Here is an 18,260-nt window from a genome sequence, read left to right on the forward strand (position 1 = left end):
GGGAGCCTCGCGGGCGTCACCGAACCTCTGCATCGCACCAGGCCCCGCCGCCTTCAAGCCGCCCACCGCCGACCGCACCCACCGGCACGCCGCGCATGGCACCCGCGATAACCCCCCGCCGCATCATGGCCGGCGTCGCCCTTGTCGCCGTCACCGGCGGTGCGCTCGATTACGCGACGCTCCCCCCGCTGCTCCCTACCTACCAACAGGTCCGCGCGCACTGGCGGCCCTCCGAAGCCTGGCTCTACGATCGCCACGGCCGGCTGATCGACAGCGCCCGCGTCGATTTCGCCGTGCGCCGGCTCGCCTGGACGCCGCTCGCCGCCGTCTCGCCCGCGGCGCGCGATGCGATCGTCGCGGCGGAGGATCATCGCTTCCGCGATCATGCCGGCGTCGACTGGCTGGCGCTCGGCGCCGCGGCGCGTGACCGGATCGAGCAACGCAAGGCTCGCGGTGCCTCGACGCTCTCGATGCAGCTCACCGCCTTCCTCTCGCCCGCGCTCGCCCGACCCGGCGCGCGCGGCTGGCGCGACAAGCTCCGCCAGCTGCGCGCCGCGCGCGCGCTCGAGGCGCGGTGGAGCAAGGACCAGATCCTCGAAGCCTATCTCAATCTCGCCGGCTATCGGGGCGAGGCGCAGGGGATCGGCGCCGCCGCGCTCGGCCTGTTCGGCAAGACCCCCGCGAGCCTGAGCCGCGACGACGGCCTGCTGCTCGCCGCCCTGCTCCCCGATCCGCGTGCCGACGCGCCGACGATCGCCCGCCGCGCCTGCGCGCTCGCCGGCCCCGGCGACTGTACGCGCTTCCCCGCCGCCGCCGCGGCGATGCTCGGCCCGGCGCGCAGCCTCGCGCTCGATCCCGGCCTCGCGCCGCACCTCGCCGACCGGCTGCTGGTCAGGCCCGGGCTGCGCATCACCACGACGCTCGATGCGGATATCCAGCGGCTTGCCGCCGCGGCGCTGCGCCGGCAGTTGCTCGGGCTGGGCGGCACCCGCGCGCGCGATGGGGCGGTGGTGGTGGTCGACAATGCCAGCGGCGCGGTGCTCGCCTATGTCGGCGGCATCGGCGGCGCCTCGACCGCGCCGGCGGTCGACAATGCCAATGCCTATCGGCAGGCGGGATCGACGCTCAAGCCCTTCCTCTACGCGCAGGCGATCGAGCGCAGATATCTCACCGCCGCCTCGATCCTCGACGATTCGCCGGTGCAGCTCGACACCGCCTCCGGCCTGTACGTGCCGCAGAATTACGATCGCGGCTTCAAGGGGCCGGTGTCGGCGCGCACCGCGCTCGCCGGTTCGCTCAACGTGCCGGCGGTGCGCACGCTGCTGCTCGTCGGCGTCGAACCGTTCCGCGACCGGCTGTGGGACCTCGGCTATCGCGGGCTGGTCGAGGACGGCGCCTATTACGGCTTCTCGCTGGCGCTGGGATCGGCGGAGGTGACGCTGCTCGAACAGGCCGCCGCCTATCGCGCGCTCGCCAACCATGGCCGCTGGAGCCCGCTGCGGCTGACCCGCGATCAGCCCGCGACGCCGCCGCGCGCCATCGTCAGCCCGGCGGCGGCGTGGATCGTCGACGACGTCATCGCCGATCCCAATGCGCGCGCCGCCACCTTCGGGCTCGATTCGGCGCTGCGCCTGCCCTTCTGGGCGGCGGTGAAGACGGGCACGTCGAAGGCGATGCGCGACAATTGGTGCGTCGGCTTTTCCGACCGCTTCACCGTCGCGGTCTGGGTCGGCAATGCCGAGGGCGATCCGATGCGCGCCGTCTCCGGCACCAGCGGCGCGGCGCCGGTGTGGCGCGACGTGATGATGGCGCTGCACGCGCGCCTGCCGAGCCGCGAACCCGCCGCGCCCGCCGGCATCGTCGCGACCCGCGTCGCCTTCGCCGACGGGATCGAGGAACCGCGCCGCGACTATTTCCTCGCCGGCACGGCACAGACGCGGATCGCCGGCGTCCCTGCCGCGGCGCGCCGGCCGCGGATCACCAATCCGGTCTCCGGCAGCGTCTATGCGCTCGACCCGGACATTCCGATCGACCGGCAGCGGCTCGGCATCGCGATCAGCGGCGCGGCGATGGCGCATCGCCTGCTGCTCGACCGGCGCGATCTCGGCCCGGCCGATCATGCGCCGATGATCCTGCCCGGCCCGGGCCAGCACCGCCTGCGCCTCGTCGATCCCGCCGGCAAGGTGGTCGATCAGGTGGTGTTCACCGTCCGCTGACCGGGATCACAAAATTCCGTCGGATTAGGCCCGGATCGGCGAACCATTCGGGCGGCGGCGCGTTACCCGCCACTGATCCCTTTCCCCTTTCGGGATCAGTGCCGGTCCAAGCACGGCACGGTCGCGCCGATGCGTAGCAGGCGGCGCGGCCAACGTGCTGGGACGGACGCTCGTCGCGCCGCCGGAGCTTATGGCGTGTCGCGACCGCCGCCGGTGCCGCGGCCCGCGCCGCCGCCCGCACCCGCCGCGCCGACCGTGCCGATGTTGCCGAACAGATCTTCGAAGAAACCGCGCTTGCGACCCAGCGTCGGCGTGGTCTTGCCATAGGGATCGATGCTGGCGATCTGGTCGACGCCCGTGCGCGTCACCGAGGTCACCGTGCCCTTCGCGTCGAAGCTGATCTTGAGCGCGATCTGGTCCTTCGGCTTGGGCTTCTGGAAGTTGAGGTTGCGGCTGTCGCGCGCGACATAATACCAGTCCTGCGGCGCGAACTGGCTGGCGATCGTCGGCTGGCCCAGCGTGCTCGCCACCGACTGGCGGTTGTCGACGCCCGGCTGCACCGAATTCACCAGATCGGCGTCGATGATATAGCCCTGATGCGACCGCAGCGGCGCGCAGCCGCCAGCGGCGACGGTCAGCCCGAGGCCGGCGAGAAGGCCGATACGGGCCAAGGATACGCTCATCACTATCTCCAGCGGCAGCGCCGCGCATATGATTGCATCGCCTGCCGATCGCCTCGATATGCGAAGCTCGGGCGGGCTTCAAGCGCCGGGGCCATGTCGGCGCAACAGGTGAGGATGGTATTTTGGGCTGGTGGGGACGATTGTTCGGCGAGCGGCATGACGAGGCGCTGCCGCTCTACACCGCGGTGGTGCGGCGCGGGCGCGAGGATCATTGGTATCTCGCGGGCGGCGTGCCGGACACGGTCGACGGGCGGTTCGACATGATCGCCGCGGTGCTGGCGATGGTGTTGCTCCGCCTCGAAGGCGATGCCGCCGCCGCGCCGCTGTCGGCGCATCTCACCGAACGATTCGTCGAGGACATGGACGGCCAGCTGCGCCAGATGGGGATCGGCGACATCGTCGTCGGCAAGCATATCGGCAAGATGATGAGCATGCTCGGCGGCCGGCTCGGCGCCTATCGCGACGGTCTCGCCGCGGGCGACCTCGGGCCGGCGCTGGTCCGCAACCTCTACCGCGGCGAGGCACCCGCGCCCGCCGCGCTGGCGCATGTCGCGGCGCAGCTCACCGCGCTGTACGCCGCGCTCGCCGCCACCCCGCTCGATGCGCTTGCCGCCGGAGACCTGCCATGACTCCCGAATTCAGCCGCCCCGAACGTCTCGACGCGATCGGCGCCGGCGAGCGGACGATCACCATCGCCGCCGACCCGGCCGAGCGCGCCGCGCTCGCCAGACGCTTCGGCGTGCGCTCGGTCGAGCGGCTCGAAGCGGAGCTGACGATCCGGCGCGAGGCGGCGGGAATCGTGGTGCGCGGCCGCGTCACCGGCGCGGTGGTGCAGGCGTGCTCGGTCACCGACGTACCGCTCGACGCGACGATCGACGAACCGGTCGCGCTGCTGTTCGTCGAGACGCTCGGCGAGCAGGAGGAGGTCGAGCTCGACGCGGACGCGCTCGACACGGTCGAGATCGAGGGCGGCGCGGTCGATCTCGGCGAGGCGGCGGCGGAGACGATGGCACTCGCGCTCGATCCCTTCCCGCGCAGCCCGGAGGCGGAGGCGGCATTGCGCGAGGCCGGCGTGATCCGCGAGGAGGAACACCGGCCGTATAGTCCGCTGCAGGGGCTGAAGTCGTTGCTGGGGAAGGAATAGCCCCAACTCGTCATCCCGGCGAACGCCGGGAGTCGTGGACACGGGACGTCGACGTGGCGCGGGTCGTTGGCGCCCCGTATCCCCGGATGCCGACTTTCGTCGGCATGACGAAGGGCGGCCAGGGCCTGACCGTTACCCCCTCACGCCTCCCGGCCCTGCCGCTGCTCGGTCAGGATCTGCCAGCCGGTGATGAACAGCGCCACGACCAGCGGGCCGACGACGATGCCGCTGATCCCCGCCACCTCGATCCCGCCCAGCGTCGTCACCAGCACCAGCCAGTCGGGGATGCCGGTATCGCGCCCGACCAGGATCGGCCGCAGGATATTGTCGGCGAGCCCGATCACCGCGACGCCGGACACGACGACGACCACGCCCTGCCACACCGCACCGGTGGCGAGCAGATAGATAGCGACCGGCACCCAGATCAGCGCCGGCCCGATCGCCGGCAGCAACGCGGCGAGCGCCATCAGCAGGCCCCAGAGCAGCGCCGCGGGCAGGCCGACGATCCAGAAGGTGATCGCCCCCAGCGCGCCCTGCACCAGCGCCACCACCACCGATCCCTTGATCGTCGCGCGCACCACCGCGACGAACTTGTCGATCAGCCGGTCGGCGACCGCCCGTTCGAGCGGCAAGGCGGCACGCACCGCCGGCCCGAGCCGGTCGCCGTCGCGCAGCAGGAAGAAGGTGACGTAGAGGCCGACGCCGAAGGCGAGCAGGAACGCCGCGGCGTTGCGCCCGATCGATAGCGCCTGCGCCGCGATCGACTGGAAGCTGCTGCGCAACCCCTGCACGATCCGCGCCTGCGCGGTGTCGAAACTGCCCAGCCCGGCGCGGTCGAGCGGATGCTGCACCCATTGCGGCAGGGCGTCGTGCACCTGCGCGAAATAGCGGGCGAAATCGATCTGGCCGCTCTGCACCCTGGCATAGACGCCGGCCGACTGGTCGACGACCATGCCGGTGATCGCCAGCGCCGGGATGATCACCGCGACGAGGATGATGAGCAGCGTCGCCGCCGCCGCCGCATTGCGCCGCCCCGGCCATTTGCCGAGCAGCCAGTGGAACAGCGACTGGAACAGGATCGCCGCGAGCAGGCTCCACAGCAGCGCGGCGACGAACGACGAGACGACGAGCAGCAGGCCGGCGCTGATCAGCACCAGGAACAGGATGAGCCCGCCCGATTCGAGCTTTCGTCTGTCGATCACGTCATTCCCCCGGTTCGCCCCTGCGGACGGGGCAAGAACCCATCAGGGCCGTTTCGGGTCCGTCCCGGCTTGATCCGGGGCGATTGTTTGATCCGGAGGCATCTCGCCATCGGAGACATGGTTTACCCCCGTTCAAGGGCGCGTCGCTCGCCCAAAGCACCGTATTCCCGCGCAGGCGGGAATCTAGTGGCCAAGCCAAACACCGACTTGCGGCAAGGAACCTGGGCTCCGGCCGGCGCGGGAGCACTGCAAATGCCTACGCGTAGCTACGTCTGTGCGATTACCCCGGACGTGCTTCGAGTCCGCTGTGGTGCGCAAAGCAACGGCCTAGTCTCGGCCGAACTGTTCTATGTCGGAACGCCATCTCCATGACCGATGAGTCTTCACAAAGACCCGGCTCGCCCCACCCTCTTAGGCGAGGCCGCACGACCGGACCTCCCGCGCCCTATCCGTCCGGGCCGAGGCTCGGGTCGAGATCGCGCGGGCGGATGAAGCGGGTCAGCGTCGCGCCGCCCGGCGCGAGCGACGGCCAACCGCCGTCGAACGACAGTTCGGCGAGCGTCGCGGTTGGATATTTCTCCTCGATCTGGCCGCGCAGGCCATCGGCCGCCGCCGGCACCAGCATCAGCGCGAGATCCTCCAGCCCCGGATTATGGCCGACGAGCAGCACCCGCTCGGCGCCCTCCGGCAGCTCGTGGATCAGGTCGAGCAACGTCGCGGCGGAGGCGAGATAGACGCGCCGCTCCCACACCGGCGACAGCCGACGACCATAGCCCGCCACGATCGCGTCGAGCGTCTCGCCGACGCGCACCGCGGGCGAGGCGACGACGTGATCGAAGCCGAGATCGAGACTGCGCATGTGCCGCCCGACCGCCTCGGCGGCGCGGCGGCCCTTGGCGTTGAGCGGGCGATCGAAATCGCGGCTGACCGTATCGTCCCAGCCGGACTTGGCGTGGCGCAGCAGCGTCAGCGTCTTCAACCGGCGTCTCCGTGGTGGCTCGCGAGAGCCGCCTCATGCCCGATCCGGCCCGGCAAGGAAAGCCGCGCCTGCACCCGCGCCACCGCCTCGTCCAGCGTTACCCGCGCGATGCCGACGCCGGGCGGGAAGGCGGAGAGCAGCCGCGACGGCATCGCCGCCGACAGCATCACGAACGCGCCGCGATCGTCGGCGCGCCGGATCAGCCGGCCGAACGCCTGCGCCAGCCGCGCCCGCACGATACGGTCGTCATAGGCCGATCCGCCGCCGGCCAGCCGCCGCGCGGCATGCAGCACGCTCGGCTTGGGCCAGGGCACGCCCTCCATCACCACCAGCCGCAGCGACGATCCCGGCACGTCGACGCCGTCGCGCAGCGCATCGGTGCCGAGCAGCGACGCCGCCGGATCGTCGCGGAAAATGTCGACCAGCGTGCCGGTGTCGATCGGATCGACGTGCTGCGCGTGCAGCGGCAGCCCCTCGCGCGCCAGCCGGTCGGCGATCCGGCCATGCACGCCGCGCAGCCGCCGGATCGCGGTGAACAGCCCGAGCGTGCCGCCGCCCGCCGCGACGATCAGCCGCGCATAGGCATTGGCGAGCGCGGGCAGGTCGCCGCGCTTGACGTCGGTGACGATCAGCACCTCGGCATTGGCGGGATAATCGAACGGGCTCGGCACCGCGAAGCGGGCGGGCGCGCGGGCGAGATGCGGCGCGCCGACGCGCGCTTCGGCGATGTCCCAGCCGTCGGCGTCGTTGGCGCCGCCGCCGGTCAGCGTCGCCGAGGTGACGAGCGCGCCGTGCGCGGGCTTGAGCACGATCTCGGCGAAGGGCCGCGTCGGATCGAGCCAGTGGCGGTGCAGGCCGATGTCATATTCGCGCCCCTCGATCCGGTCGACCGCCAGCCAGTCGACATGCGCCGGATCGACCGGGCCGCCGACCCGCGCGAGCACCGACAGCCACGCCGCCACCGTCTCCGCGCGCCAGCCGATCGAGGCGATCGCCCCCTCGACGCGGGCGCGGGCGGGTGCGTCCATCCAGTCGGGCGCCTCGGCGAGCACTGCCTCCAGCCGCCGCCCGAGCGTCACCAGCGGCCGCACCAGCGCGTCGAGCGCCGCCGCGGCGGGCGCCGCCGCCTCGATCAGCTCGGGCGTCGGCTCGGCGAGTTCGGTCTCGAGGCCATAGCCGGCATCCCCCGGCTGTTCGGCACGCGCATAGGTCAGCCCGCGCACCGCGGCGAGCAGATGCTCGACCGGCCCGAACGGCGCACCCTCGTTGATCCGGCCGAGCCAACCGTCGCTGGCGAGATGCCGCGACGCCTCGACCGCGTCCTGGATGGCGATGCCGCCCTGTTCGTCATAGCTGGCGACGTCGGACAGGCGCGCCTGCAACCCGCGCCGCCGGCCGCGGCCGCCGCTTTCCGGGCCGAGGATCCAGCGGCGCAGCTCGATCGTCTCCTGCCCGGTCAGCGCGGTGGCGAACATCGAATCCGCCGCCTCGAACAGATGATGGCCCTCGTCGAAGACGTAGCGCGTCGGTCGCGTCGTCGTCTCGCGGCCGCGAGCGGCATTGACCATCACCAGCGCATGGTTGGCGATCACCACGTCCGCCTCCGCCGAGGCGCGCGCGGCGCGCTCGATGAAGCATTTGCGGTAATGCGGGCAACCGGCATAGACGCACTCGCCGCGGCGATCGGTGAGCGCGGTCGGGCCGTTGCGCCGGAACAGCGTCGGCAGCCAGCCGGGCAGATCGCCGCCGACCATGTCGCCGTCGGCGCTATAGGCCGCCCAGCGCGCGACCAGCTGCGCGAGGATCGCCGCCCGCCCGGCGAACCCGCCCTGCAACGCGTCCTCGAGATTGAGCAGGCAGAGGTAATTCTCCCGCCCCTTGCGCGTCACCACCTTGTGCCGGCGCGTCGCGGCGTCGGGGAACAGGCGCTCCGTCTCCTTGGCGAGCTGGCGTTGCAACGCCTTGGTATAGGTGCTGATCCACACCGCGCCGCCGGCCCGCTCCGCCCACAGCGAGGCGGGGGCGAGATAGCCCAACGTCTTGCCGATCCCCGTCCCCGCCTCGGCGAGCACCAGATTGGGCGCGTCGCGCATCGCGCGCGGGCTGAACGCGTCGGTCGCCGCGGCAGCGAAGGCGCGCTGGCCGAGCCGTTCCTCGGCGCCGTCGCCGGTCAGCGCGGCGAGCCGCGCCTCGGCATCGGCCGCCGGTATCTGGACCATGAGCGGCGCCGGCCGCGGCGCCTGCTCCTCCCATTCGGGCAAGGTCGCGAACAGCCAGCGTTCGTTGACCTGCGGCTTGGCGAGCAGCGGCGCGATCGCCGGTGCCCATGGCCAGCGCAGCCGGGTCAGCGACTGCGCCGCGGTCCACGCACCGGCACGCTCCGTCCAGTCGCCCTGCGGCACCGCGAGCAGCGCCGCCGCCGCCTCGCGCAGGAAGGCGGCGACCGCCTCGTCGGTCTCCGGCGGCGACAGATCGACGGCGCGGGCGAAGCCGCGCGGCGTCGGTACCGCGAATTGCGCCGGATGGAGGAAGGCGAACAATTCGAGCAGGTCGAGCCCCGACAGCTCGAGATAGCCGAGCCGCTGGCCGATCAGCGGCGCGTTGAGCAGGATCACCGGCGTGTCCGCGGCGATGCGGATCGCCTCGCCGCGCCCGATCGGCCGCGTGCCGTCGTCGGACGCGATCCAGATGCCGCCGTGGCTGGCGTGGAGGGCGGGATAGGGGATCACGACGATGGCCATAACCGACCGGAACAGATTGGCAACCGGGCGGCGGTGCAACCCGGCGGCCGATCGCACGTTCGGCACGGATCATCCGCTTGCTCAGGATCAGTCCCATGCGTTCTCTGCTGTTCACCCTCGGTGCCGTCTCGCTTGCCCTCCCCGCCAGCCTCGCGCTGCCGGTCAGCCAGGCGGAGGCGCGCCATCACTATCGGCATGCGCACGAGCGCGGCTATCATCACGTCAAGCGCTGCCGCTATTCGAGCGGAACGACGGGGCTCGTCGCGGGCGGCGTCGGCGGCGCCTTGCTCGGCAATTCGGTGCTCGGCCATGGCGCGCTCGGCACGATCGGCGGCGCGGTCGGCGGCGCCTTTGCCGGTCGCGCGATCGATCGCACGGTGACCGCGAAGAACCGCTGCCGCTGAGCCGCCGTTCAAGAGAGTTGCCGTGAGCGCGCGGGGTGCTTAGTCCCGCGCGCATCATGACGACTGATCTGCGCTCCGCCGCTCTCGACTCCAAGGCCTGGCCGTTCGAAGAGGCGCGCAAGCTGCTCAAACGCTATCCGGACGGCAAGCCCGGCGGCGGCCCGGTGCTGTTCGAGACCGGCTATGGCCCCTCGGGCCTGCCGCATATCGGCACGTTCAACGAAGTGCTGCGCACGACGATGGTGCGCAACGCCTTCCATGCGCTCAGCGACCAGCCGACGCGGCTGATCGCGTTCAGCGACGATATGGACGGGCTGCGCAAGGTGCCCGACAACGTCCCCAACGGCGACATGCTGCGCGCCCATCTCGGCAAGCCGCTGACCCGCATTCCCGATCCGTTCGGCAAGTTCGACAGCTTCGCCGCCCACAACAACGCCATGCTGCGCCAGTTCCTCGACCGGTTCGGCTTTGACTATGATTTCGCCTCCTCGACCGAATATTACGAAGGCGGCCGGTTCGACGACGCGATCAAGGGCGTGCTGCGGCATTACCAGGGCATCCTCGACGTGATGCTGCCGACGCTGCGGGCGGAGCGGCGCGAGACCTATTCGCCGGTGCTGCCGGTCAGCCCGACCAGCGGCATCGTCCTGCAGGTGCCGGTCGAGGTGGTCGATGCCGAGGCCGGGACGATCGCCTTCACCGACGACAGCGGCGAGCGGATCGTCCAGTCCGCGCTCGGCGGCCGCTCCAAGCTGCAATGGAAGGTCGACTGGGCGATGCGCTGGGTCGCGCTCGGCGTCGATTACGAGATGGCGGGCAAGGATCTGATCGATTCGGTGACGCAGAGCTCGAAGATCGCCCGCGTGCTCGGCGGCCGCCCGCCCGAGGGCTTCAATTACGAGATGTTCCTCGACGAGAAGGGCGAGAAGATCTCCAAGTCCAAGGGCAACGGCCTCAGCCTCGACCAATGGCTGACCTATGGCCCCGAGGAGAGCCTCGCCTTCTTCGCCTATCGCGAGCCCAAGAAGGCGAAGGCGCTGCACTTCGGCGTGATCCCGCGCGCGGTCGACGATTACTGGCAGTTCCGCGGCAATTACCCGACGCAGGAATTGCCGCAGAAGCTCGGCAATCCCGTCCACCATATCCATGACGGCAAGGTGCCGGAGGCGACGCTGCCGGTCACCTTCGGCCTGCTGCTCAACCTCGTCGGCGTGATGGGCGAGGCGAGCCAGGAGCAGGTCTGGGGCTATCTGCGCAACTACGTGCCAGACGCGACGCCCGAGCACGATCCCGAACTCGACCGGCTGATCGGCTATGCGCTGGCCTATGCGCGCGATTTCGTCGCCCCGACGCTCCACCGCCGCGCGCCGGCGGGGGTAGAGATCGACGCGCTGCGCCGGCTCGACGCCGACCTCGCCGCGCTGCCCGCCGGCGCCTCGGCGGAGGCCATCCAGAACGTCGTCTACGAGATCGGCAAGACCGCCGGCTTCGACACGCTGCGCGACTGGTTCAAGGCGCTGTACGAAACGCTGCTCGGCTCCGAACAGGGGCCGCGGATGGGCAGCTTCATCGCCTTGTACGGGGTGGAGAACAGCCGCAGGCTGATCGCGGAGGCGCTGGCGAAGGCGTGAGGGGCAAGGCAGTTTCGCCATCCCGTTCGGGCGTTATGCGTGACGCCTTGCATGAATATTCCCGCGCAGGCGGAAATCCAGTGGCCAAGCAGAACCGCCGCCGGTGATCCGAAGACCACAGGGCTCACGCCCGCGCGGGAGCATTGCAGGTGTCATGCTTCCGGCCATTCCGGCGACGAGCGTCTCTGTCGCGGCTGGTCCGCGGTCATGCCGGATTACCTCCAGCATCTGGCGCTCCGCAGAAGCGAAAGCCGTAGATTCCGCGGCACGATCGGCCCGGATCACCGCACGGGATTCGTCGAAATCCCTCCGAATCGCTCTCTCGCACCACCCCGGCGGAGGCCGGGGTCCAGTCGGGTGACGGTTTGCGGCGAAGGACGACGGCCTTCCCACCTGGACCCCGGCCTTCGCCGGGGTGGCAGCGTTTTGCAGAGGTCACGGCCGACGACTCGGGTGACGCGATGGTCGAGCGGAGGTTGAGCCGTCGGAGGTCTCGATACGCCCGCCGATAACCGGATCCGATACCACCCCGCCCGCACCGTCTCCCGGAACCACCGCGCCTCGCCGTCCGTTGCATTTGCTGCAACGCAGCAAGCGCGGCTAAGGCAGCTTCATGACCCTCAGAGACATAGCCGCGACCCGCCCCGGGCTCGTCCATCTCGCGCTCGCCGTCGGCGGCTTCGCGATCGGCACGACCGAATTCGCCGCGATGAGCCTCGAACCCGATCTGGCGCGCGGGCTCAACGTCGATGCGCCGGCGGTCGGTCATATCATCAGCGCCTATGCGCTGGGCGTGGTGGTCGGTGCGCCGACGATCGCGGTGCTGTCGGCCAAGATGTCGCGCTACACGCTGCTGATCGGGCTGATGACGCTGTTCGCGATCGGCAATGCGCTGTCGGCGATCGCACCGACCTATGGCTGGATGCTCGTCTTCCGCTTCTGCGCCGGCCTGCCGCACGGCGCCTATTTCGGCATCGCCGCGCTCGTCGCCGCGTCGCTGGTGCCGCCGGGGCGGCGGACGCAGGCGGTCGGGCGGATCATGCTCGGGCTGACCGTCGCGACGATCGTCGGCGTGCCGGTGGCGACGCTGCTCGGCCAGATCGCGAGCTGGCGCTGGATGTTCGGCCTCGTCGCGGGGCTCGCGCTGCTCACCGCGGCACTGGTCGCGCTGCTCGCGCCGATCGATTCGCCCGACCGCAGCGCCAGCCCGCTGCGCGAGCTCGACGCGCTGCGCCGGCCGCAGGTGTGGCTGACGCTCGGCACCGGCGCGATCGGCTTCGGCGGCATGTTCGCGGTCTATACCTATCTTGCCGCGACGCTGAACGACGTCACCGGCCTCGCGCCAAGCCGCGTGCCGCTGATCCTCGCGGTGTTCGGCAGCGGCATGACGCTCGGCAATCTCGTCGTGCCGCGCTACGCCGATCGCGCACTGATGCCGACCGCGGGGGCGCTGCTGCTCTGGTCGGCGGCGGCGCTGCTGCTGTATCCGCTCGCCGCGATCAACGTCTGGACGATGACGCTCGACGTCTTCGCGATCGGCCTCGGCGGCGCGCTCGGCACGGTGTTGCAGACGCGGCTGATGGACGTCGCCGGCGACGCCCAGTCGCTCGCCGCCGCGCTCAACCATTCGGCGTTCAACACCGCCAATGCGATCGGCCCGTTGCTCGGCGGCCTCGCCATCGCGGCGGGCTATGGCTGGACCGCGACGGGAGTGGTCGGCAGCGGTCTGGCGCTCGCCGGCCTGGCGATCTGGGCGGTATCGCTGGCGGTCGAACGCGGCATGCCGATCGCCGGGCGGCGTCATGCCCGGCAGTGAGGCACCGCTCGCCAAGGGGACGCCCGCCTATCGCCGGCTGACGCTGGCGATGCTGTTCGCGGGCTTTTCGACCTTTTCGCTGCTCTATTCGGTGCAGCCGCTGCTGCCGCTGTTCGCCGCCGATTACCATCTCACCGCCGAAGCGGCGTCGCTCGCCGTCTCGCTCGCCACCGGGCCGCTCGCGATCGGCATCCTGTTCGCCGGCATTCTGTCCGACCGGATCGGGCGGCGGCCGCTGATGGTCGCCGCGATGTTCGCCGCCGGCGCGCTGACGCTCGCTGCGGCGCTGGTCCCCGGCTGGAGCGGGTTGCTCGCGTTACGGCTGCTAACCGGGATCGCGCTCGCCGGCGTGCCCGCGGTGGCGATGGCCTATGTCGCCGAAGAGGTCGACGCCGCCTCGGTCGGCGCGGCGATGGGCCTCTATATCGCCGGCAGCGCGATCGGCGGCATGGGCGGCCGGCTCGTCGCCAGCCTCGTCGCCGATGTCGCCGACTGGCGCTGGGCGCTCGGCAGCGTCGGGCTGACCGGACTAGTGATGGCCGAGGCGTTCCGCCGGCTCGCGCCGCCGTCGCGCCGGTTCATCGCCGGCGCGGGCGCGAGTCCGCTTGCCGGCGTCGCGACGCTGTTCGCCGACCGCGCGCTGCCGCTGCTCTATGCCGAAGCGTTCGTACTGATGGGCATCTTCGTCACCATCTACAATTATGCCGGCTTCCGCCTGCTTGCGCCGCCCTATGGCCTCAGTCAGGCGGCGGTCGGCGCGGTCTTCCTGCTCTACATCCTCGGCTCGGCGAGTTCGGCGCTGTTCGGTTCGGTCGCCGGATCGGTCGGACGGCGACGCATCTTCTGGCTGCCGATCGTGCTGCTGCTCGCCGGCGTCGGCGTCACCGCGGCGCATCCGCTGGCGCTGGTGATCCTCGGCATCGCGCTGGTGACGATCGGCTTCTTCGGCGCGCATTCGATCGCCAGCGCCTGGGTCGGCCGCCGCGCGCGCAGCAACCGCGGCCAGGGCGCGGCCTTCTACCTGTTCTTCTACTATCTCGGCTCGAGCGTGCTCGGCTCGGCCGGCGGCATCGCCTGGACGCGGGGCGGCTGGCCCGGCGTCACCGGCTTCTGCCTCGCGCTCGGCGTGGTGGCGTTGCTGCTCGCGCTGCGCCTCGCGCAGATCGCGCCGCTCGCCGATCCCGAGACACCGCCGGTCGCACCGGTCGCCCCCTGACCGCGAGCCGCGCTTGCCGGCGGACAAGCTTTTCTTCATTCTCCTACTGATCCGATAGGATATCTATCGTCTCGGAGGTCGGATGATGACGCAGCAGGCCGCGCAACGATCAGACAGGCACGCGCGGTGACGCAGCCGGCGCCCCTGCCCGCGCCCACCGGCGCGGCGATCGGCGATGCGGTCGACGCGCTGCGCAGCGCCCGCGCGGCATGGCGGCAGCGGCAGAGCCCGGCGCGCGCCGCCGCCAGCTTCCCGTCGCGCGGTGCGATCGAGCGGATCGTCCTGCTGCTCGCCGGGGCGCTCTATCCGCGCCGGCTCGGCGAGCAGAGGGTCGCCCCGGCGGAGGAGGATCGCCTCGTCGCCGCCAAGCTCGCCGCCGCCTTCACCGAGCTGGAGCGGGAGATCGGCCACGAGCTCGGCTATTGGCAGGCGGAGGCGCAGACTGCCTTCGCGCCCGATCAGGCCGCGACCATCGTCCGCCTGTTCGCCGCGTCGCTCGGCGATATCCGCCGGCTGATCGACAGCGATGTCGACGCCGCCTTCCTCGGCGATCCGGCGGCGCAGAGCACCGACGAGATCCTCGTTTGCTATCCCGGCGCGATCGCCAGCCTGCATCACCGGATCGCGCACCCGCTCTACACGCTCGGCGCACCGATCGTCGCCCGGCTGATCTCCGAACTCGCCAACGAACGCACCGGGATCGACATCCATCCCGGCGCGACGATCGGCGAGCGATTCTTCATCGATCACGGCACCGGCGTCGTCATCGGCGAGACCGCGGTGGTCGGCGACGGCGTCCGCCTCTATCAGCACGTCACGCTCGGCGCCCGCAGCCCGCTCGGCGCGGCCCGGCATGGCCCGCGCGATCGCTATGCGCGGCATCCGGTCATCGGCGACGATGTCGTCATCTATGCCGGCGCGACGATCCTCGGCCGCGTCACGATCGGCCGCGGCGCGACGATCGGCGGCAACGTCTGGCTGCTCCGCGACGTGCCGCCGGGCGGCGTCGTCGTCCAGCCCGAGGCGACGCTGCTCGCGCCCGCCGCGGGCCATGCGCTGCGCGACACGCTCGTCGCGGCGGAAGCATGATGGCGCGCGCCGCCGCCCCGCGCCCGGTGATCGGCGTGCTCTGCTGCAACGAGGTCGCGGACCGGCCGGTGCAGGCGGTGGCGAGCCGCTTCATCGCGCCGCTGACGCATGTCTCCGACGCGACCGTGCTGCTCGTCCCCGCCCTGCCCGAGGCGGTCGACGTGGCGACGCTGGGCCGGCTGCTCGACGGACTGTTGCTCACCGGGTCGCGCTCGCATGTCGCGCCGTCGCGCTACGGTGCGCCGCCGCTCGCCGCCGATGCGACGCTGGACGCCGGGCGTGACGAGGTCGCGCTCGCCCTCGCCGGCGCGATGATCGAGGCGGGCAAGCCGGTGTTCGGCATTTGCCGCGGGTTGCAGGAGATCAACGTCCTGTTCGGCGGCTCGCTCTGCGCCGCGGCGCATCCCGATCGCCATCATCGCGGCGGCTGGGACGGCGACTATGACGCGATGTTCCGCCATGGCCATGACGTCGACCTGCGCGCCTGCGGTCGCCTCGCCGATGCGACCGGGCAGCGGCGCGTGCACGTCAATTCGGTGCATCAGCAGGGCATCGACCGGCTCGGCACCGGACTGACCGTCGAGGCGGTGGCGGCCGACGACGGGCTGATCGAGGCGATCTCCGCCCGCCCGTGCGGCGCCGACGTGCTCTGCGTGCAATGGCATCCCGAATGGGATGCGGCGGATGCGCCCGCGAGCCGCGCCTTCTTTTCGCTGATCGGCGCCGGTCTGCGCGGCGACGACGCATGGGTTTCACCACGGAGGACTGCATGAAGATCACCACCCTCGCCCCCGCGCTGGCGCTCGCCGCGCTCAGCCTCGCGGCGTGCACGCCGAAGACCGACGCCGCGAACAACGACAGGGCAGCCGACACGCTGACGCTCAACGAGGAGGGGGATGCCGCCTTCGACAATGGCGACGATGGCGCGGCGGGCAATTCGCTCGCGGGCGACCCTGCCGTCGACGGCAACGCGCTCGCTCCGGCCGCGGGTAACGCGCTCTAGCGCCTGCTTTTCGAGACACGCCAGGTCAGCTCCCTAGGCGTAGACTGCGGTCCGGCATTGCTGTGTCGGGCCGCTTTTTTTGGTCGAGGTTGAGGCCCAGTCTCACAGTATTCCCGCGACCGCGGGAATCCGGTAGCCAAGCAGAGCAACAGTTGTGGGAAACAGAACACTGGGCTCCCGCCTTCGCGGGAGCACTATGGCGGGTTATAGCGGGACTTGCGCATCGACCGGCCTCAACGCCCGGTCATGCCGCCTTTATTCCTCCCGCGCGGCGCAGGCCACCTCGAACCATCCCGCAGGCAGACGGGCGGCAGCACCATCCGGCGCCGCCGCCCGCCCCGTGCATTACAGCTTTTCGGTCAGCTCCGGCACCACCTTGAACAGATCGCCGACCAGGCCGACGTCCGCGACCTGGAAGATCGGTGCGTCCTCGTCCTTGTTGATCGCGACGATGACCTTCGAATCCTTCATCCCGGCGAGGTGCTGGATCGCGCCCGAGATGCCGACCGCGATATAAACTTCCGGCGCGACGATCTTGCCGGTCTGGCCGACCTGATAGTCGTTCGGCACATAGCCCGCATCCACCGCCGCGCGGCTCGCGCCGACGCCCGCACCGAGCTTGTCGGCGAGCGGCTCGATCAGCGCGTGGAAGTTCTCGCCGCTCTGCAGCGCGCGGCCGCCCGAGACGATGATCTTGGCGCTGGTCAGTTCGGGCCGGGCATTGGCGGCGATCTCGGCGTCGACGAAGCGCGACTTGCCGGTGTCGCCCTGCGACGCCACCGCCTCGATCGTGCCCGAGCCGCCCTCGGTCGCGGCCTTGTCGAAGGCGGTGCCGCGGACGGTGATCACCTTCTTCGCGTCCGACGTCCGCACCGTCGCGATCGCATTGCCGGCGTAGATCGGGCGGGTGAAGGTATCCTCGCTCTCGACCGAGAGGATGTCGCTGATCTGCATCACGTCGAGCAGCGCGGCGACGCGCGGCGCGACGTTCTTGCCGGTGGTGGTCGAGGGCGCGACGAAGGCGTCGTGATCGGCCATCAGCGCGACGACGAGCGGCGCGACATTCTCGGCAAGCGCATGCGCATAAGCGGCGTCGTCGGCGACGTGGACCTTGCCGACACCGGCGATCTTCGCCGCCGCCTGCGCGACACCGTCGACGCCCTGGCCGGCGACGAGCAGATGCACCTCACCCAGTTTCGACGCGGCGGTGACCGCGGCGAGCGTGGCGTCCTTGACGGACTTGCCGTCATGTTCGACCCAGACGAGCGTCTTCACTTGGCAATCCCCATCGCGTGCAGCTTCATGACGAGTTCGTCGACATCGGCGACCTTGACGCCCGCCTGGCGCTTGCCCGGCTCGACGACCTTGAGCGTGGTCAGCCGCGGCGTGACGTCGACGCCGTAATCGGCGGCGGTCTTCTGCGCGAGCGGCTTGGACTTGGCCTTCATGATGTTGGGCAGCGAGGCATAGCGCGGCTCGTTGAGGCGCAGGTCGGTGGTGACGATCGCGGGCAGCGGGAAGGCGTCGGTCTCGAGGCCGCCGTCGACCTCGCGCGTCACGGTGACGCCGTCGGCGGTCAGCTCGACCTTCGACGCGAACGTGCCCTGGCCCCAGCCGAGCAGGCCGGCGAGCATCTGGCCGGTCTGGTTGTTGTCGTCGTCGATCGCCTGCTTGCCGAGGATGACGAGGCTGGGCTGTTCCTCCTCGACGATCTTGGCGAGGATCTTGGCGACGCCGAGCGGCTCGACCTTCGTGTCGCTGGTGACGAGGATGCCGCGATCCGCGCCCATCGCGAGCGCGGTGCGGATCGTCTCCTGCGCCTTGGGTTCGCCGATCGAGACGACGACGATCTCGGTCACGCCCTTGTCCTTCAGGCGGATGGCTTCCTCGACCGCGATCTCGTCGAACGGGTTCATGCTCATCTTGACGTTCGCCAGATCGACGCCCGTCCCGTCCGCCTTCACGCGGGGCTTCACGTTATAGTCAAGCACACGCTTGACCGGCACCAGCACCTTCATCAGCTTCCTTCCGATTGCGCCGTCGACGCGGCGTTGCGGCATCGTATCGGCGGGTGAGATGGCTGTTTCGCGCGCCTTTCGCAAGTCCGGTACGGGAAACGCCGCTTGCCGTAACGGC

The 18,260-nt window shown here is 70.8% G+C and carries 16 protein-coding genes; 10 read left to right on the plus strand and 6 right to left on the minus strand.

The genetic code is table 11. The features are described 5' to 3' along the window. The first annotated feature begins 95 nt into the window (after positions 1-95). Positions 96-2,216, plus strand: coding sequence for a penicillin-binding protein 1C (gene pbpC, locus BW41_RS14480; RefSeq protein ID WP_037535215.1), 2,121 nt, complete (start codon positions 96-98; stop codon positions 2,214-2,216). A gap of 188 nt (positions 2,217-2,404) precedes the next feature. Here pbpC and BW41_RS14485 read toward each other — a convergent pair whose 3' ends face one another. Next, positions 2,405-2,899: an outer membrane protein assembly factor BamE gene (locus BW41_RS14485; RefSeq protein ID WP_051583524.1), complete on the minus strand. Its 495-nt coding sequence runs from the start codon at positions 2,897-2,899 to the stop codon at positions 2,405-2,407. 122 nt (positions 2,900-3,021) lie between these two features. Between BW41_RS14485 and BW41_RS14490 the strand changes: the two genes are divergently transcribed. Next, positions 3,022-3,528: a ubiquinol-cytochrome C chaperone family protein gene (locus BW41_RS14490; RefSeq protein ID WP_235199780.1), complete on the plus strand. Its 507-nt coding sequence runs from the start codon at positions 3,022-3,024 to the stop codon at positions 3,526-3,528. After that, positions 3,525-4,043 carry a YceD family protein gene (locus BW41_RS14495; protein WP_037535218.1) on the plus strand — a complete coding sequence of 173 codons (519 nt, stop codon included), beginning with the start codon at positions 3,525-3,527 and terminating at the stop codon, positions 4,041-4,043. Before BW41_RS14490 ends, BW41_RS14495 begins: the two co-directional genes overlap by 4 nt. A 140-nt stretch (positions 4,044-4,183) precedes the next feature. On the opposite strand, the gene BW41_RS14500 is transcribed toward BW41_RS14495, so the two are convergent. From BW41_RS14500 to BW41_RS14510, 3 genes are all read right to left on the minus strand, one after another. Beyond that, the gene (locus BW41_RS14500; protein ID WP_037535219.1) at positions 4,184-5,245 is read right to left on the minus strand and encodes an AI-2E family transporter; all 1,062 of its coding nucleotides are present in this window, start codon (positions 5,243-5,245) and stop codon (positions 4,184-4,186) included. A 445-nt stretch (positions 5,246-5,690) separates the two neighbouring features. Beyond that, positions 5,691-6,224 carry a SixA phosphatase family protein gene (locus tag BW41_RS14505; protein WP_037535220.1) on the minus strand — a complete coding sequence of 178 codons (534 nt, stop codon included), beginning with the start codon at positions 6,222-6,224 and terminating at the stop codon, positions 5,691-5,693. Further along, the gene (locus BW41_RS14510; protein ID WP_200870436.1) at positions 6,221-8,965 is read right to left on the minus strand and encodes an ATP-dependent DNA helicase; all 2,745 of its coding nucleotides are present in this window, start codon (positions 8,963-8,965) and stop codon (positions 6,221-6,223) included. Before BW41_RS14510 ends, BW41_RS14505 begins: the two co-directional genes overlap by 4 nt. A 95-nt stretch (positions 8,966-9,060) precedes the next feature. Between BW41_RS14510 and BW41_RS14515 the strand changes: the two genes are divergently transcribed. From BW41_RS14515 to BW41_RS14545, 7 genes are all read left to right on the plus strand, one after another. Further along, positions 9,061-9,369 carry a hypothetical protein gene (locus BW41_RS14515; RefSeq protein WP_037535221.1) on the plus strand — a complete coding sequence of 103 codons (309 nt, stop codon included), beginning with the start codon at positions 9,061-9,063 and terminating at the stop codon, positions 9,367-9,369. Positions 9,370-9,425: 56 nt separating this feature from the next. Further along, positions 9,426-11,000 (plus strand): lysine--tRNA ligase, encoded by a 1,575-nt coding sequence (locus BW41_RS14520; RefSeq protein WP_037535222.1) that lies wholly within the window; start codon positions 9,426-9,428, stop codon positions 10,998-11,000. Between the two features lie 613 nt (positions 11,001-11,613). After that, positions 11,614-12,816 (plus strand): MFS transporter, encoded by a 1,203-nt coding sequence (locus BW41_RS14525; protein ID WP_037535223.1) that lies wholly within the window; start codon positions 11,614-11,616, stop codon positions 12,814-12,816. Further along, positions 12,803-14,032, plus strand: coding sequence for an MFS transporter (locus tag BW41_RS14530; protein ID WP_037535224.1), 1,230 nt, complete (start codon positions 12,803-12,805; stop codon positions 14,030-14,032). The genes BW41_RS14525 and BW41_RS14530 overlap by 14 nt, the downstream gene beginning before the upstream one ends. A gap of 126 nt (positions 14,033-14,158) precedes the next feature. After that, positions 14,159-15,121, plus strand: coding sequence for a serine O-acetyltransferase EpsC (gene epsC, locus BW41_RS14535; protein WP_037535225.1), 963 nt, complete (start codon positions 14,159-14,161; stop codon positions 15,119-15,121). Beyond that, positions 15,118-15,894, plus strand: coding sequence for a gamma-glutamyl-gamma-aminobutyrate hydrolase family protein (locus BW41_RS14540; RefSeq protein ID WP_443027649.1), 777 nt, complete (start codon positions 15,118-15,120; stop codon positions 15,892-15,894). Before epsC ends, BW41_RS14540 begins: the two co-directional genes overlap by 4 nt. Continuing rightward, positions 15,891-16,124, plus strand: a complete 234-nt coding sequence (locus BW41_RS14545) for a hypothetical protein (RefSeq protein ID WP_037535226.1) — start codon at positions 15,891-15,893, stop codon at positions 16,122-16,124. The genes BW41_RS14540 and BW41_RS14545 overlap by 4 nt, the downstream gene beginning before the upstream one ends. 345 nt (positions 16,125-16,469) lie before the next feature. Here BW41_RS14545 and BW41_RS14550 read toward each other — a convergent pair whose 3' ends face one another. After that, complete coding sequence (locus BW41_RS14550) at positions 16,470-17,399, minus strand: electron transfer flavoprotein subunit alpha/FixB family protein (protein WP_037535227.1); 930 nt, start codon at positions 17,397-17,399, stop codon at positions 16,470-16,472. Beyond that, complete coding sequence (locus BW41_RS14555; RefSeq protein WP_037535333.1) at positions 17,396-18,142, minus strand: electron transfer flavoprotein subunit beta/FixA family protein; 747 nt, start codon at positions 18,140-18,142, stop codon at positions 17,396-17,398. The genes BW41_RS14550 and BW41_RS14555 overlap by 4 nt, the downstream gene beginning before the upstream one ends. Between the last annotated feature and the right edge of the window lie 118 nt (positions 18,143-18,260).

Source organism: Sphingomonas sp. RIT328 (genome assembly GCF_000632225.1).
GTDB classification, from domain to species: Bacteria; Pseudomonadota; Alphaproteobacteria; order Sphingomonadales; family Sphingomonadaceae; genus Sphingomonas; species Sphingomonas kyungheensis.